At 38.2% G+C, this 14,900-nt stretch carries 18 protein-coding genes; 15 read left to right on the forward strand and 3 right to left on the reverse strand.

Annotation, left to right across the window (positions count from 1 at the left end):
* The first annotated feature begins 405 nt into the window (after positions 1–405).
* Both LQ203_RS19010 and LQ203_RS19015 read left to right on the forward strand, forming a co-directional pair.
* The gene (locus tag LQ203_RS19010; RefSeq protein ID WP_230160282.1) at positions 406–1,023 is read left to right on the forward strand and encodes a YpjP family protein; all 618 of its coding nucleotides are present in this window, start codon (positions 406–408) and stop codon (positions 1,021–1,023) included.
* A 197-nt stretch (positions 1,024–1,220) separates the two neighbouring features.
* Positions 1,221–1,991, forward strand: coding sequence for a TerC family protein (locus tag LQ203_RS19015; RefSeq protein WP_230160285.1), 771 nt, complete (start codon positions 1,221–1,223; stop codon positions 1,989–1,991).
* Between the two features lie 490 nt (positions 1,992–2,481).
* Here LQ203_RS19015 and LQ203_RS19020 read toward each other — a convergent pair whose 3' ends face one another.
* Positions 2,482–2,724, reverse strand: coding sequence for a hypothetical protein (locus LQ203_RS19020; protein ID WP_230160287.1), 243 nt, complete (start codon positions 2,722–2,724; stop codon positions 2,482–2,484).
* 213 nt (positions 2,725–2,937) lie between these two features.
* On the opposite strand from LQ203_RS19020, the gene LQ203_RS19025 reads away from it, so the two are divergent.
* The 11 genes from LQ203_RS19025 to LQ203_RS19075 all read left to right on the forward strand — a co-directional run bounded on the left by LQ203_RS19025 (position 2,938) and on the right by LQ203_RS19075 (position 11,540).
* Complete coding sequence (locus LQ203_RS19025; protein WP_230160289.1) at positions 2,938–3,651, forward strand: toxin; 714 nt, start codon at positions 2,938–2,940, stop codon at positions 3,649–3,651.
* 57 nt (positions 3,652–3,708) lie between these two features.
* On the forward strand, positions 3,709–4,503 hold the full coding sequence (locus LQ203_RS19030) for a thymidylate synthase (protein ID WP_230160291.1): 795 nt from the start codon (positions 3,709–3,711) through the stop codon (positions 4,501–4,503).
* Entirely contained in the window at positions 4,500–4,985 is a 486-nt protein-coding gene (locus tag LQ203_RS19035) for a dihydrofolate reductase (RefSeq protein ID WP_230160293.1), read from the forward strand. Before LQ203_RS19030 ends, LQ203_RS19035 begins: the two co-directional genes overlap by 4 nt.
* Before the next feature lie 150 nt (positions 4,986–5,135).
* Complete coding sequence (gene ilvA / locus LQ203_RS19040) at positions 5,136–6,404, forward strand: threonine ammonia-lyase IlvA (RefSeq protein WP_230160295.1); 1,269 nt, start codon at positions 5,136–5,138, stop codon at positions 6,402–6,404.
* Between the two features lie 193 nt (positions 6,405–6,597).
* Positions 6,598–6,789: a twin-arginine translocase TatA/TatE family subunit gene (gene tatA, locus LQ203_RS19045; RefSeq protein WP_230160297.1), complete on the forward strand. Its 192-nt coding sequence runs from the start codon at positions 6,598–6,600 to the stop codon at positions 6,787–6,789.
* An 85-nt stretch (positions 6,790–6,874) separates the two neighbouring features.
* Positions 6,875–7,621, forward strand: a complete 747-nt coding sequence (gene tatC / locus LQ203_RS19050) for a twin-arginine translocase subunit TatC (protein WP_230160299.1) — start codon at positions 6,875–6,877, stop codon at positions 7,619–7,621.
* A gap of 153 nt (positions 7,622–7,774) precedes the next feature.
* Positions 7,775–8,020: a DUF2535 family protein gene (locus LQ203_RS19055; RefSeq protein ID WP_230160301.1), complete on the forward strand. Its 246-nt coding sequence runs from the start codon at positions 7,775–7,777 to the stop codon at positions 8,018–8,020.
* 221 nt (positions 8,021–8,241) lie between these two features.
* On the forward strand, positions 8,242–9,084 hold the full coding sequence (locus tag LQ203_RS19060) for a DegV family protein (protein ID WP_230160303.1): 843 nt from the start codon (positions 8,242–8,244) through the stop codon (positions 9,082–9,084).
* Between the two features lie 152 nt (positions 9,085–9,236).
* Entirely contained in the window at positions 9,237–9,827 is a 591-nt protein-coding gene (locus tag LQ203_RS19065) for an SCO family protein (RefSeq protein ID WP_230160305.1), read from the forward strand.
* Positions 9,828–10,116: 289 nt separating this feature from the next.
* Positions 10,117–10,959 (forward strand): SGNH/GDSL hydrolase family protein, encoded by an 843-nt coding sequence (locus tag LQ203_RS19070; protein ID WP_230160307.1) that lies wholly within the window; start codon positions 10,117–10,119, stop codon positions 10,957–10,959.
* Positions 10,956–11,540 carry a YpmS family protein gene (locus tag LQ203_RS19075; protein WP_230160309.1) on the forward strand — a complete coding sequence of 195 codons (585 nt, stop codon included), beginning with the start codon at positions 10,956–10,958 and terminating at the stop codon, positions 11,538–11,540. Before LQ203_RS19070 ends, LQ203_RS19075 begins: the two co-directional genes overlap by 4 nt.
* Positions 11,541–11,593: 53 nt before the next feature.
* On the opposite strand, the gene LQ203_RS19080 is transcribed toward LQ203_RS19075, so the two are convergent.
* On the reverse strand, positions 11,594–12,337 hold the full coding sequence (locus LQ203_RS19080) for a DUF4397 domain-containing protein (RefSeq protein WP_230160311.1): 744 nt from the start codon (positions 12,335–12,337) through the stop codon (positions 11,594–11,596).
* Positions 12,338–12,492: 155 nt separating this feature from the next.
* Between LQ203_RS19080 and msrA the strand changes: the two genes are divergently transcribed.
* Together msrA and msrB are read left to right on the forward strand one after the other, a co-directional pair.
* On the forward strand, positions 12,493–13,065 hold the full coding sequence (gene msrA, locus LQ203_RS19085; RefSeq protein ID WP_230160412.1) for a peptide-methionine (S)-S-oxide reductase MsrA: 573 nt from the start codon (positions 12,493–12,495) through the stop codon (positions 13,063–13,065).
* Positions 13,055–13,483: a peptide-methionine (R)-S-oxide reductase MsrB gene (gene msrB, locus LQ203_RS19090; protein WP_230160312.1), complete on the forward strand. Its 429-nt coding sequence runs from the start codon at positions 13,055–13,057 to the stop codon at positions 13,481–13,483. The genes msrA and msrB overlap by 11 nt, the downstream gene beginning before the upstream one ends.
* Before the next feature lie 51 nt (positions 13,484–13,534).
* On the opposite strand, the gene LQ203_RS19095 is transcribed toward msrB, so the two are convergent.
* Positions 13,535–14,623: an SGNH/GDSL hydrolase family protein gene (locus LQ203_RS19095; RefSeq protein WP_230160314.1), complete on the reverse strand. Its 1,089-nt coding sequence runs from the start codon at positions 14,621–14,623 to the stop codon at positions 13,535–13,537.
* Positions 14,624–14,900: the final 277 nt, after the last annotated feature.

The following is a 14,900-nucleotide window of genomic DNA, read 5'->3' on the forward strand; positions in this document are numbered from 1 at the left end:
CCAAAGGGTAACGACTTTATGTGAAAAGAAAACCTTGTCATTGTAGTTAAATGACAAGGAGATTTTTCGTAGGTATTTATTTATTCTTAATCAGCAAATGATAAATATACGAAAAATGCTAATGTAACAAGACATAAAGCCACCATGGCAGTTGTAGTCAAAGCCATATTAGACCCCTCCTTAAAAAGACTTGAATCTAATTAAGTTCTCCAATTATCGTAAAAACCCTTCATATAAATTTAGAATTGTTGATATTTAGTGAAAAAGGATGGGTTCATGATGATTATATAGGTATTTATCCTTTTTTTTGATTTTTGAAACATGGGTAACTATATATTCGTAATTACTAAAAAATAAAAGTATACTAAATATAAAGACAATATAAAAAAGAAGGGGGAGTGTGATTTGAAAACAGCAGTTTGGTTCAGGAAAAGTCTCATCATTTTAGTATCCGTTTTGACGTTTGGTCTTGTCACTCCTTCAGATCTAGCTTGGCTAGCTGAAGCCGATTCGTTAAAGGATGCTAAAAAAGGCTTGGTGGAAGAAGAAGGTTCAGCCTATCGTGCCTCACAGAAACCGACTGAACTGGAAGACGAATTCGACCGGGAAGAATTTTTATCGGGCATTCTGGATAAAGCGGAGGAAAACGCTTTTATGAAATTTGGCGATAAGATCAAGCCTAAAATTGGCGATGAGTTCAAAATGGCCATATTTCCAAAAGTGGAAGAAGCCATTACAGAAATGGCTGCGCAATTTCCAGATGAAAAATTACAGCAATTAACGATCACTGAGCAGCCAAGCGCAGGTAGGGCTGAGAAAATTTTTCATATTTATGATTCAACCAGCGGCAAGGATATCATCAGGTTCCATGTCAGGCAGGAAAATCCTCCACTTGAGGGATATTGGTTCAATTTTCATTATCATACCTATCATGATTCATTTGCCACCCATTATGATATAGGTAAAATATATTGGGATAAAAATACGCCGCCAGAGTGGACAAGTAAGCAAATGCTCTCATAGTGGATGGGTTCTTTGATTTTATTTATGTGTAAGAGTATGATGGAAATGACATTTATAATAGGCATTAAATGATACGTTGTCATGCAACGTATTTATTTTGTGTTTGAAAAAAAGTAGAGTATTTCTCATTAATGGGAAGAATGTTATTTTAAATGGTTTTTTAATTTGTAAGTTATAGCAGCAGAGGAGTCTTTATCATGTCAGAGTTGTTAAATAGCATCATTCAAACATATTCCCAATTTTTCGATTGGCATATGTGGGTGGAGGTTTTATCCGATCCAGTGAGCTGGGGATTGATTGGGACGCTCGTACTGATGGAAGGATTACTATCAGCGGATAACGCTTTGGTATTGGCAATAATGGTCAGGCACCTTCCGGTAAAACAACGGAAAAAAGCACTTTTTTATGGTTTATTAGGTGCTTACGCTTTCAGGTTTGTAGCGATTGGAATTGGTGTGTTCCTCATTAAGCTTTGGTGGGTGAAGGTGATTGGAGCGGCCTACCTTGGCTGGCTCTCGTTTAAATACTTTCGGGATAAAAGAAAAAAACAAGCTGGTAACGATGAAGATATCCAGGGTATGAGTAAAAACAGCTTGCTGATCCGTATGTTTGGTACATTATGGGGGACGGTGGCCGCAGTGGAATTGATGGATATAGCATTTTCCGTCGATAGCGTCTTGGCCGCCTTTGGCGTGAGTGAAAAAGTCTGGGTCCTTTTGACAGGCGGGATGATTGGTGTTTTGATGATGCGAGGAGTGGCAGGATTATTTTTAAAACTGATAGATAAGGTTCCGGAATTGGAAAATGCTGCATATGTTCTTATAGGATTCATTGCAATTAAAATGCTAATTGCCGTCTTAGGGATTGAAATCCCGCCTGCTATCTTTTTTGCCTTTATTCTAATGATTTTCGGCACCACAATCGCACTTCATTTTAAGAAAGGGAAAAGGCTAAAAGAACATGGTTGATCACTATATAAAAAAGCTGATATCAGAAATGATGTCAGCTTTTTTAGTTTGTAGACAAAAAGGTTTAGGAACGGTCTCATGCTGAAACCTTTTTGATTTTTATTGAATGGAAATCAGAGGGGCACAGCTAACAATTAAAATGTTCATCGTACACATAGTCATGCTTGCGGAAGAATCTTTCTTATTTCACCAAGTCATACATGAAAGAGAAATCTATGGATGTCTCCATTTTACGAAACAAATCGTACAAGGGCTCCAGTTGATCTCGCTGAAATGAATCAGGTTGACAAAAGGGGTTCTATCTAAATGTTAAAACAAAGTTGATTGGAACGGGTGTACGAGACTCCTGCTTAGAAAAGCGTGTCTACAGGAGACCTCGCAGGCGCAAGCCGAGGAGGCTCACGGACCGCCCGTGGAAAGTGAGTGCCTGGAGTGGAAATTAACGTTTAAATGGTAAAAACTATAAAAAAAGCTGACATCAGAAATGATGTCAGCTTTTTTTATGGAACATATCAAGTAATTGAAGAAGGACGGTAAATGTAGTGAAGAAAAGTAAAGGCAATAAAACGTTAAGCCAGAGTGATGAGAGTAACGGATGCAGAAGTATGCCAAGGAAAATGGCGAACAGCAAAAGGTCGAGAATGATGAACACTTTTAAACTGTAGATATCAAGGACTTCTTCTGCAAGTTCACGATGCTCATTCAGGGTGGCTTTTTTATTATCGGTTTCCATGTAATCACCTTAAACCTTTTACGATTATACTACTGATATATGAAAAGACTGGAGCAAGGGTTCTTTGATGATGTTGTGCAACCGAAATTACCAAAAAAACATAGAGTTTTTACATGAGATCAATATGTTATACTAATATAATAGTATGTAAGATTTAGAGAATTTAAGAAACATATATTATCGTAATGAGAAATGGAGAAAGGGGAGATGATTGTGAAAAGAAAAAAATGGTTAACCATATTTACCATATTTGCCTTTTCCCTCTCTATGCTCTCCTATTCCTTGGCAAAGGAAGATGGAGTAAAATGGCGGAATTTGCCCAAAGATAATCTTATAAGACAAAGTGAATTATTTAAAGAAAATAAAGAATTGCAAAGTATTTTTTTGTTTCCATCAGAAGGGGAATACGATCAAACGGAAGCACTGAAAATCGTAGGCACCATTAATAAATTGCCTCATTCCCTAGTGGTGAAAACTGCTGAGAGTGGTGTTAGGGTCAAACTTTTTAACGGTAATTTAACCGAAAACCAATCTGCTGCTAAATTAAAGGGACAATTCCCGCGCGGTTATCTAAATAAAAAAACGACTTGGGATGATGTGCCTGGAATGGGCGGATCCCATACAGTATTGGTTAAAATCGGAGCGAGTGACAAGGGTCACGGGCATGGCTCTGTCAATTTGGAGCTACATGAGTTAGCCCATTCCATTGATAATATCGTTTATGATGGAATACGTGGGGATATGGATTTTTTGAGTATTTGGGGTAAGGAAGTCAATGGACTGTTTCCCGGACAGTCGTATTTTTCCAATTATCCTGAGGAATACTTCGCAGAAACGTTTGCCATGTTTTATGTAAACTTCGAACAAAATCAATTACTGAGACAAAAAGCACCCGAGACTTATAATTTTATTAAACAATTAGATTAAACTATGGGCGGTTATACGTTAAAATAAGGAGAATGAATGTAGAAAAGGTGGTTTATCATGAAGCAATATTTAGATTTATGTAAACATGTACTCGAGAATGGATCTCAAAAAGGCGATCGGACCGGAACAGGCACGATCAGTACCTTTGGATATCAAATGAGATTCAATTTAAAAGATGGTTTCCCTGTCCTTACAACGAAAAAGGTTAGTTTAAAAGCGATCATCCATGAACTATTATGGTTTTTGAAGGGGGATACAAATGTTGGCTACCTTCAGGAAAATAGCGTACGCATTTGGAATGAATGGGCTGATGAAAACGGTGAATTAGGTCCGATATATGGTCATCAATGGCGTTCTTGGGGAACTGCAGATGGCAGGCAAATCGACCAAATCAGTGAATTGATCGACCAAATCAAAACGAATCCAAATTCAAGAAGATTGATAGTGAGTGCCTGGAATGTTGGGGAATTGGACGAGATGGCCTTGCCGCCGTGCCACGCCTTCTTTCAATTCTATGTGGCTGATGGCAAGCTTTCCTGCCAGCTATATCAGCGCTCAGCGGATGTTTTTTTAGGTGTTCCCTTTAATATTGCTTCGTATGCGCTCTTAACAATGATGATTGCCCAGGTGTGTGATTTGGAAGTTGGGGAATTTGTACATACTTTTGGGGACGTCCATATTTATTCTAACCACCTTGAACAAGTGGAATTGCAATTGACACGTGATCCGAAACCATTGCCTACCATGAAAATAAATCCTGAAGTGAAAAATATTTTTGATTTTAGCTTCGAGGACTTCGTTCTGGAAAATTACGAAGCCCATCCACATATAAAAGGTGAGGTTAGCATATGATTTCGTTAATAGTGGCTATGGATCAAAATCGAGTAATAGGGAAAAACAATCAACTTCCTTGGCATTTACCGGCAGATCTGCAGTATTTTAAAAAAGTGACGATGGGCCATCCAATCGTCATGGGCAGAAAAACATTTGAATCGATCGGCAGGGTACTGCCTGGCCGGGAAAATGTCATCGTTACCCGCAATCAGGATTTTAAAGCCGAAGGTTGCGTGGTTTTACATGATATTTTACAAATCAAAACGTATGCAGACAACAGTGATCAGGAAGTTTTCGTGATTGGCGGAGCCGAAATCTTTAAAGAAATCCTGCCTGTTACCGACCGATTGTATATAACGGAAATTCATGAAACCTTTGAAGGTGATACTTTCTTTCCATTGATTAATGAAAAAGAATGGGATAAAACCTCTTCAATCCAGGGCACCATGGATGATAAAAATCGATATGCACATGATTTTATTATTCTGCAAAAAAAATAAATGTTAAAAACCGATTATGGGCAATGACCATAATCGGCTTTTTTTGGTGTAGAATGAGCAAAAGAAAGAATTTTTAGAAAAATCAATTACATTAATAACAGTAAAGTGCTATAATGATTGAATTGATTAGGAAGGAAATGAGGGATTAATATGAATCAAACTGCATCCATGAATAGGGGGATTCAATTGGAAGACATTCTAATTGCCTATAGAGAACTGAAAGAGATTGTTTTACATACTCCATTACAAAAAAATCAGAGGCTCTCTGATAAATATGAATGTAATGTTTATTTAAAACGCGAGGACCTTCAACATGTTCGCTCTTTTAAATTAAGAGGGGCTTACTATAAAATGAAAAGTTTGACCCAGGAAGAGACGAAGAATGGGGTCGTTTGCGCCAGTGCAGGAAACCATGCACAAGGAGTTGCTTTTTCGTGCAGTCAATTAGGTATCCACGGAAAAATTTATATGCCTGCCACAACACCAAGGCAAAAGGTCGATCAAGTTCAGTTATTCGGCAGGGATAATGTGGAAATCGTCCTGATTGGTGATACATTCGATGATGCGTTTGTGATGGCAATGGAATGCTGTGAAAAAGAAGAGCGTACCTTTATCCATCCGTTTGACGATGTAAAGGTAATTGCCGGTCAGGGTACGACCGCTGTTGAAATCCTGAATGATTGTGAAGATGGAATCGATTATGTATTCGCAGCTATCGGTGGTGGCGGATTAATGGCAGGGGTATCAAGTTATTTCAAATCGGTTTCACCAAAAACGAAATGCATTGGGGTGGAGCCGCAAGATGCTGCTTCGATGAAATATTCGTTCAAGGAAGGAAAAGTTACCGAACTTGAAAACATCGATACATTTGTTGACGGGGCAGCTGTCAAGTGCGTAGGACAGCTGACATATCAGACCTGTAAGGAAAACCTGGAAGATATCGTTGTCGTTCCTTCAGGGCAAATCTGTACGACGATACTCGATTTATATAACCAGCATGCGATTGTCGCTGAGCCGGCAGGGGCTATATCTGTAGCTGCTTTGGATTTGTACAAAGAACAAATCAAAGGCAAAACGGTTGTTTGCATGGTCAGCGGGGGAAACAACGACATTGGACGTATGCAGGAAATTAAGGAAAAATCGTTACTATATGAAGGACTGCTATATTATTTTATCGTGAATTTTCCACAACGAGCTGGAGCTTTAAGGGAATTCCTAGATGAGGTGTTAGGACCGAATGACGATATAAGCCGTTTTGAATATACGAAGAAAAACAATAAAGAAAGTGGTCCGGCCCTTGTTGGTATAGAGCTAAAATATAAAAATGATTATGATGGACTCATTCAAAGAATGAACAAAAAAGGATTTTCGTTCGTTGAGGTCAATAAAGACAGTAATTTATTTCACTTATTGATTTAATCATGGACAAAATGATAAATTAGGATAGAATAATACTTATGTTTTTACATTTTATTCTACCTGCCCGGCGGTTACGAGCATACTGTCGATAATTGTTACCATTGTATGACGAATTGCGGGTTTACTTTCAAATGGTTGGAAATGGTATTATAATCGGAATAGGTCTAATTACAACACCAAAGGGGATGTATCCATGTCAAACATTGGAGTACCAGGTCTAATTCTCATCTTAATATTGGCATTAATTATTTTTGGTCCAAAAAAACTTCCCGAGATTGGCCGTGCTTTTGGGCAAACACTTCGTGAATTTAAAAAGTCCACGAACGATTTGACAAAAGGTGATTATGAAGAAGATAAGAAATTACAACAAAAAAATCAAGAATGATTGAATGCTGGGCGTAAGATGGAATCGTCTTACGCCTTTATGCTGGAACAAAGATACGGATTTTCAGATGAAGGCGTGATCAACTTTGGAAGATAAAGAATTAAATATCATCGATCATCTCGATGAATTGAGAAAACGGCTTATTATTACTGCGGTTGCTTTTGTCATCTTTTTTATCGCCAGTTTTATTTATGTGGAAGAGATTTACAATTGGTTTGTGAAGGATCTCGATTTTGACCTGATGGTATTGGGACCGAGTGATATTATCTGGATTTACTTTATGCTTTCAGGTGTTGTAGCCATTGCTGCAACGATTCCGATAGTAGCTCTGCAAATCTGGTTATTCGTTAAACCCGCTTTGATGCCAAATGAAGTAAGAGCGACCCTTTCCTATATACCGGCACTTTTCTTGCTTTTTATCGGAGGGCTTGCTTTTGGTTATTTTGTCATCTTCCCGACCATTCTTCAATTTTTGATTGAATTGGGCGATGGGATGTTCATAACCAGCTTTACAGCGGATAAATACTTTTCATTCGTCTTTAATATGACAATACCTTTTGCTGTTTTATTCGAGCTTCCTGTCGTTACTATGTTTTTGACCTCCATTGGGATAATTAATCCATATGTGCTTCAAAAATTAAGAAAGTACGCTTATTTTGTACTTGTGGTCATAGCGATTTCGATTACGCCGCCTGACTTTATGTCAGACTTTTTGGTAATGGTTCCACTACTGTTGTTATACGAAGTCAGTATTTCATTATCTAAATTTGTCTATAAACGCAAGGTGAAGCGTGAAAGCTTGCGGGAAAGCAACTACGAGGAAGGTATATGATAAAAGGACTCATGAAGGCTTTTGGCCCTTATGGGTCTTTTTTAATGGAAGACAGGCAGGATTTGTGCTTTTTTTATACATTTGAATATTTATACTTTTTGATTTATTGTGTATAATGTAAGCAATCGGTTAAAAATGAGGATTGATATTTTGATGTTCAAATGCTTGGAATTCAAAGATTGTTTTGGACATAAGGTCACAATTTCAGAAATACCTGTCTTACTGCCAAGTGATCCGAATTTTTTTATGTTGACCGTGCGTTTGGAAGTATTTGTAAAGAAAGTTTTTGCTAATAAAGATCATAAAGAAAATTACTCATTCAAGCATTATTTAGCATCCGTACTCAAATGGCCTGTTTATAACAAGATTTTTTTTGGGAGTTTACTAAATAATGCTTAATCTGGACTGTTCCATAGCTAACTTCTCCGATAAAAGAGATGCCACGAATTTCATGCAATATCGAATAATGCGGCATGCTCTGGTTAGCTAATGGGATGGTCTTTTTTTGTGTAATCTTTTCGTTCAGTATTAATCCTTCTGCAAAAAAGTAACCTTTAGTTTGAATGCCTACCTTGAATAGGTATAATACAATAGATATGTTAATCTAGGGATGTGTAATGATGAATAAAGTTAAGATTGTAACAGACTCAACAGTGGATATGACACCGGAAGAACTGGAATATTATGATATCACAATGGTTCCTTTATCGATCTTTATTGATGGGGAGACTTTTTTAGATAAGGTTGAAATCGAACAAGAGGAATTCTTGAAAAGAATGAACCAGTCAAAAGAACTTCCAAAAAGCTCACAGCCAGCCGTAGGTACATTTGTGGAGGTGTACGATGAACTTGGTAAGGACGGCAGTGAGATCATTTCCATTCATATGACAGGTGGTATGAGCGGCACTGTACGCTCAGCGGAGAGTGCAGCAAGCATGTCTGAAGCGAAGGTCACCGTTTTGGACTCGAAATTCATTTCCAAGGCGATGTCTTTTCAGGTGATCGAGGCAGCGAAACTGGCGAAGGAAGGGAAATCCGCAGCAGAGATAATTGAACGCCTTGAACAAATTAAAAAGCAGTCAAGTTTGATCATTGTCATAGAAACACTAGATAACCTCGTCAAGGGCGGAAGGATTGGTAAAGTTTCCGCTTTAATCGGTTCACTTTTGCACATAAAGCCAATAGCGCTACTGGATGATGGTGTACTGAATCCTGTATCCAAAGCTCGAAGCCAGTCCCAGGTCGTGAAGTTCATCATCAAGAAGTTTAAAGAAGATACACAAGGAAAAAAAGTTAGGGGCATTGGTTTTGTACATGCAAATGGACTTGGAATTGCAGATAAAGTCCGCCATGCCATTTCAGAATTATCGGGTTTTCAAGACATAAAAATAGAAGCAACCACTGCCGTCGTCAGTACCCATACAGGTGAAGGTGCCATGGCAATCATGTATTATTGGGACTGATAAAGCCGATTGAAATATGCCTATTGCAGAAGGGTCCAAAACATTTTTACACATGTCTTTATTTCGTTGAAAGAGTTGCTGTTCTCATTTCAATTGGTCTGTTAAAATTAATGAAGTAACAGAATATTTTATACATAAAGGACGGGGTAGAGATGAGAAAGCTGCATTTGCTTATGGCAGCTATGGGGGCTTCAATTTTATTGCTATTAACGGCATGCGGTTCCAATGGAGTACCTGATGCTAAAAATTGGGATTTGGAAGACTTTAGTTACATTGATCAGGAAGGCGAGCCTTTTTCAAAAAGTGATCTTAAAGGAAGGGTTTGGGTGGCGGATTTTATATTTACAAGCTGCGAGACAGTTTGTCTGCCCATGACTGCCAATATGTCGAAGCTGCAACAGCAATTGAAGGATGAAGGTATATCAGATGTAGAGTTCGTTTCTTTTTCTGTGGATCCTGAGATAGACAAGCCGGATGTTTTAAAAAAGTTTGGAGATCAATTTAACGTTGATTACGGGAACTGGCATTTTCTAACCGGTTATGGTCAGGAAGAAATCGAGCAGTTTGCATTGGATAACTTTAAAACGATCGTCAAAAAACCTGAAGCAGAAGATCAGGTGATTCATGGGACAAGCTTTTTTCTAATGGATCAAGATGGAAAAATCATTAGGGATTACACAGGTCTGCAGGATATCCCTTTTGATGAAATCATTAAGCATATTAAAATTTTACAGAATTATTGAACAGGTTAATTGACCTGTTCTTTCTGTTTTCTTTTATTCTTTATTGATTTTTAACAAGAGCCTATTTGCGACGGTGAATATGAAGCATGTAGTTTTTGAAGAAACAGCGGAAGTGAAGAATGATTTTACCTGCACAGTACATGCTAAATTTTATAGGACTAGCTTTAATTCCTTGCATTTTTCATAGTGTATAGGAAGGAATGCTCTAGCTAGATATGCAATGAAGGTATATTGTTTGCAATCTTTGGTTTTCTACATGATATAATATATGGGTAGGAAGGTGAGGGTCATGAGGTACAGAATCACCTGTCTTTTCATATGCATAGTTTGGATTTCAGGTTGCGGTCAAAGTGAAACAGCTTCAAATCAACCATCCGTTCAGCAGAAAAGCATAATAGAGCTGAGTGAAAAGGATACTATTCCTGCCAGCTTTTTCCCGGATCCTGTGCAAATCGTGTCGATTGGCGATTCCTTGACTCAAGGGGTCGGTGATAGTAAAGATAATGGCGGCTATCTGCCTTATTTACAAAATAAGCTGGAAAAAGAACCATCCATTACTTCTGTAGAGATGATAAATCATGGCATACGTGGAAATAGGACCGACCAACTATTGAAAAGACTGGATAAGGCTAGGATTAAAGAAGACATAAAACAAGCAGATTCGATTGTTGTCACTATCGGTGGAAATGATATCATGAAGGTCTTTAAACAGAATTTCTCCAATTTGGAACTGAATCAGTTTGAATCGGCAAAGGTAGGGTATGAAAAAAGATTAAGGCAGATACTTGATAAGGTGCGCTCTGAAAATGACCATGCCCAAATATACCTTGTGGGCGTATACAATCCATTTTCCAAATGGTTCGCAGATTTTTATGAACTTGATATGATCATGAATGAATGGAATGAAAGTGGGAAAGAGATTATAGAAGAATATGATTCAGCCTATTTTATTGAAATAGCAGATATTTTCAAGAATTCCGAGGAAGATTTACTCTATGCAGAGGATTATTTTCATCCCAATGACCGAGGATATGAATTAATCGCGACAAGAATCTATAATGACATGGATATAACCACAATTGGAGAGGACACGTTGGAGGCGAGTGCCAAAGGAGATGATGACCAAGAATGACAAATGTCAAATGGAAGGCTTTGTTTATTTCCCTATTAGCCCTAAACATCCTGGTCATCCTATTTGTTCTGATTTTAGTTAATCTACCGACTAAAGATGATGAGCTGATACCAAAAGTAAGCCACGAAGAAGATATCCAATTTCAAATCCATACGAATCGGGAAGATTTGACAAGGTTAATCAACCAGTATCTTGATAAAGAAGGATTGACGGGATCCATTCATTACGAAGTATATTTAACGGACGTAGTCGAATTATATGGAACCATGCCATTTTTCAATCGTGAAGTAGAAATGAAATTAACTTTTGAACCAATAGCCCAAAAAAATGGGGACTTGATCCTAAAGCAAAAATCCATTGCTGTCGGAAAAATGAACCTTCCTGTTTCATATGTAATGAATCTAATAAACGAGCGTTATAATATGCCGGATTGGGTAAGCATTAGCCCCAATGACGAAAGTATTTATGTGTCATTACAGGATATGGAATTGAAAAGTGACATTAGGGTTAAGGCAAAAAAATTCGATCTTGAAAATGATGACATTTCATTTTTATTGACCATCCCCTCATCATTGCAATGATAGTGATTAAATCGATTAAAAACCAGGATCAATGTTTCCTGGTTTTTATCCATTTATGGGGATAACGTTAGGGCTTCTAACGTCGATGATTCCCGGTTTAACCCTAATATATAAATGGTTGAGGAGGTATTTCCCTGGAAATCCTTGTTAGGAAGTGAAAGTATAATCTCTTTTGTCCCTGCTTTCCTTACTTCGAAGTCAACGATCATGGGATGTATATTAAGGTATTCACTTGCTTTCCTGAAGGAGAGATTTTCAAAAACGACATCTCCATCTTTGACGGCAATATCGACTGACGGTAATGGGGATGATAGATGGATGAATCGAACCTTGGCTTCATTTTTGGGAACAAATGGATTATCTTCGAAAGTTAATATCTTCACCGATTCATATGACAATGCAGCGGCCACTGTATAGGATATCCCGCTTTCAAGCCCCACTTTACGGCTTAGCAGGGGTGAGGTGGATTGTCCGCTGGGGTATAAATCCAATTGGTACTTGCCGGGGGCGAATGGTAAATACCCATTGATATCTCTATATGAAAAGTTTTTGAGAATAGGCATTTCATTGACATAAATATCAATTGAAGGAGTTGTTGGCGCAGCATGTAAAATGCGTACTTGTGCAGGAAGTAAGACCTTCATATGTTCATATCTTACTTGTTGCCTTGCTTTTTCAAGATTTATCAAGTACTTATGGTAATAATAATCATGCAGATGTGGTTTGCTGTACTTATAATAAGACGATAGTAAATCATAAGTTACAGCTTTTTGTAAATATGATTGTTTATCGCTCATTTCCAACACCTCTCATTTTCCATTATGACCTATCATATGGTGTGATGCTTGGGCATGTGTCAACCCTTGAGTGGGAAAGGAGCGCTTTCGTTAGAAGGATTGGTCGGCATATTATTTTACAAGGCAAAATAAAAGCGTTAAAATGCTTTCAATGGATGGTTTGTAAAAAAAGGAGGATTTTTCATTTGACAAAACTATTGGAGAAAGCAACATTCGCAGGTGGATGTTTCTGGTGCATGGTGAAACCGTTCGATGAACAGCCTGGTATCGAATCCGTCATTTCGGGCTATACGGGCGGGACAACGGAAAATCCCACGTACAAAGAAGTCTGCTCAGAAACGACGGGACATTATGAGGCTGTACAGATTACCTTCGATCCAAACGTATATCCATATGAAAATATAATCGAGTTATTTTGGCAGCAAATAGACCCGACCGATGCTGGCGGGCAATTTTATGACCGGGGAAGTTCTTATCAAACTGCCATTTTTTATAATGACGAAAACCAACGTGAAATTGCTGAGACATCCAAGGCGAAGCTGCAGGCGAGCGGGAAATTTTCCAAACCGATTGTAACGCCGATAATACCAGCCAAAACGTTTTATCCAGCTGAGACCTATCACCAGCAATATTATAAAAAGCAACCTGAGCATTATGAAAGATATTCGATTGGATCAGGACGAAAAGCATTTATCCAACATCATTGGGGGGAAAAAAATGAAAAGTAAAGAAGAATTAAAACAGAAACTTTCACCAATTCAATATGAAGTCACCCAAAATAATGGAACGGAACCAGCTTTTCACAATGAATACTGGAACTTGAAGGAGGATGGGTTATATGTGGACATCGTTTCAGGTGATCCGCTTTTCACTTCAAAAGAAAAGTTCGATTCAGGCTGCGGTTGGCCAAGCTTTACCAAACCGCTAAAAGAAGAGGAAGTGGTGGAAAATCTCGATACGAGTTATGGAATGAGAAGAATCGAGGTTCGCTCAAAAAAAGCCGATTCTCATCTTGGTCATGTTTTCAATGATGGTCCGGGACCGCCGGGATTACGCTATTGCATCAATTCTGCCTCTTTGAGATTCATCCCAATCCAAGATCTTGAAAAAGAAGGATACGGAGAATACAAGAAGCTATTTGATTGACTGAAAAACCCCTATCATAGGATGATAGGGGTTTTATCAATTTTGCGGGATTTAATCGGTGATGATCGACGCGATCCGGACATATGGAAAGGTGATATGATCTATTGCATTTGTTCTGGCAGTTACCTCAAAACGGACCGTATGTGAACCTGGAGGCAGTCCATTGGTGATAAATAAATATCTTTCACGGGCAAATGGCCACCATGTATTCAAAGTCGTGATTTCATTGCCATCGATCCATACATTTACTTCCCCTCCATCGGGACTTCTAAGCAATTTCACACCAAGAATACTTCCCTTGAAGTTATATTCAATGACACTGCCTTTTTCTTTACTTGAAAAATACCCCCCCATTGGACGAAAACCTTTCATTTTTACATAGTGGTCAACTTCCTTTAAATCTAAATCAGAGCGGGCATGAAGTTTAGGGGGAAGGGCTGCAACGGTCTTCTCCCGTTTTATATTATCTAGGAAGTGATCATAAATTGCATTGGCATAAAATTTATAGCCCAGGCCATTTGGATGAATCAAATCTCTAGTCAACTGTTTCTCCGTATAGCCTGAATCCTTGAATATAGGACGCATATCCACATTCGTTGCACCATAATGCTCGGATAAAAGTTTGATGGCAGATCCAAATTCCTTGAATTTCAAGGAACTTTCAGTTATTGTGAATAATTCTGCATGAGGGTGGAGACGTTTTGCCTCTCTGATTAAAGCTTCATACGTCATCGTGAAATCATCGACACTCATATACTTGCGGTCATTTTCACCGAATACGATGAAAATCAAATCCTTATGGTCATGCTGCCTTCTTTGGGAAAGCTTAAAAAGACCTTCAAAAGCAGTGGACCCGCTTTGGACCACGTAATCCCCGTGGAAAGGGATATCATTTGTTTCATACATCTTATTTTCTAACTGTTTGAACCATGTTAGATTAGGAGTTTCAGCTCCTGACCCTCTTCCAATACTATCTCCAATAACAAGATACTGAATGGGCTTGCCTGATTGGAATTTTTGATAAACATCTATCGAATCATCCGATCCATATGTTTTAGGAGTTTTTTGAAGGATATAGCTGATTAGAAGAATCGTGGCGATTGCAGCGAAAGGGATGAAGGATTTTGCTTTCTTTTTCAATTGTGTTCCCCCGTATTAACCTTTTATGTATCTATTATAGGAATGAGATAGCTTAAAGAGGCTAAGAATTGTTTTTTCCTTATTATATCCTAAATAAAAAGTAACACAATAAATATGAAACGTTTTTAGCCATTTCTCATAGTTATATTTGGTGGGCCTCATTTAATTAGTAACGATGATGAAGGTGCTCATTCGAAAGTTTTTTCTTAAATCAAGAAAAATAGGCATATGCACAGACCGAGGCGGGCGTATTGTCATATGGTAAGGTGTAAAGAGA

This window comes from Peribacillus sp. Bi96 (assembly GCF_918698115.1).
GTDB lineage: Bacteria > Bacillota > Bacilli > Bacillales > DSM-1321 > Peribacillus.

Excerpts from the sequence above, each read along its gene's own strand:
- LQ203_RS19015 (WP_230160285.1), top strand. The coding sequence starts at position 1,221 with ATGTCAGAGTTGTTAAATAGCATCATTCAAACATATTCCCAATTTTTC.
- LQ203_RS19020 (WP_230160287.1), bottom strand. The coding sequence starts at position 2,724 with ATGGAAACCGATAATAAAAAAGCCACCCTGAATGAGCATCGTGAACTT.
- LQ203_RS19030 (WP_230160291.1), top strand. The coding sequence starts at position 3,709 with ATGAAGCAATATTTAGATTTATGTAAACATGTACTCGAGAATGGATCT.
- LQ203_RS19035 (WP_230160293.1), top strand. The coding sequence starts at position 4,500 with ATGATTTCGTTAATAGTGGCTATGGATCAAAATCGAGTAATAGGGAAA.
- ilvA (WP_230160295.1), top strand. The coding sequence starts at position 5,136 with ATGAATCAAACTGCATCCATGAATAGGGGGATTCAATTGGAAGACATT.
- tatA (WP_230160297.1), top strand. The coding sequence starts at position 6,598 with ATGTCAAACATTGGAGTACCAGGTCTAATTCTCATCTTAATATTGGCA.
- LQ203_RS19055 (WP_230160301.1), top strand. The coding sequence starts at position 7,775 with ATGTTCAAATGCTTGGAATTCAAAGATTGTTTTGGACATAAGGTCACA.
- LQ203_RS19060 (WP_230160303.1), top strand. The coding sequence starts at position 8,242 with ATGAATAAAGTTAAGATTGTAACAGACTCAACAGTGGATATGACACCG.
- LQ203_RS19065 (WP_230160305.1), top strand. The coding sequence starts at position 9,237 with ATGAGAAAGCTGCATTTGCTTATGGCAGCTATGGGGGCTTCAATTTTA.
- LQ203_RS19070 (WP_230160307.1), top strand. The coding sequence starts at position 10,117 with ATGAGGTACAGAATCACCTGTCTTTTCATATGCATAGTTTGGATTTCA.
- LQ203_RS19075 (WP_230160309.1), top strand. The coding sequence starts at position 10,956 with ATGACAAATGTCAAATGGAAGGCTTTGTTTATTTCCCTATTAGCCCTA.
- LQ203_RS19080 (WP_230160311.1), bottom strand. The coding sequence starts at position 12,337 with ATGAGCGATAAACAATCATATTTACAAAAAGCTGTAACTTATGATTTA.
- msrA (WP_230160412.1), top strand. The coding sequence starts at position 12,493 with ATGGTTTGTAAAAAAAGGAGGATTTTTCATTTGACAAAACTATTGGAG.
- msrB (WP_230160312.1), top strand. The coding sequence starts at position 13,055 with ATGAAAAGTAAAGAAGAATTAAAACAGAAACTTTCACCAATTCAATAT.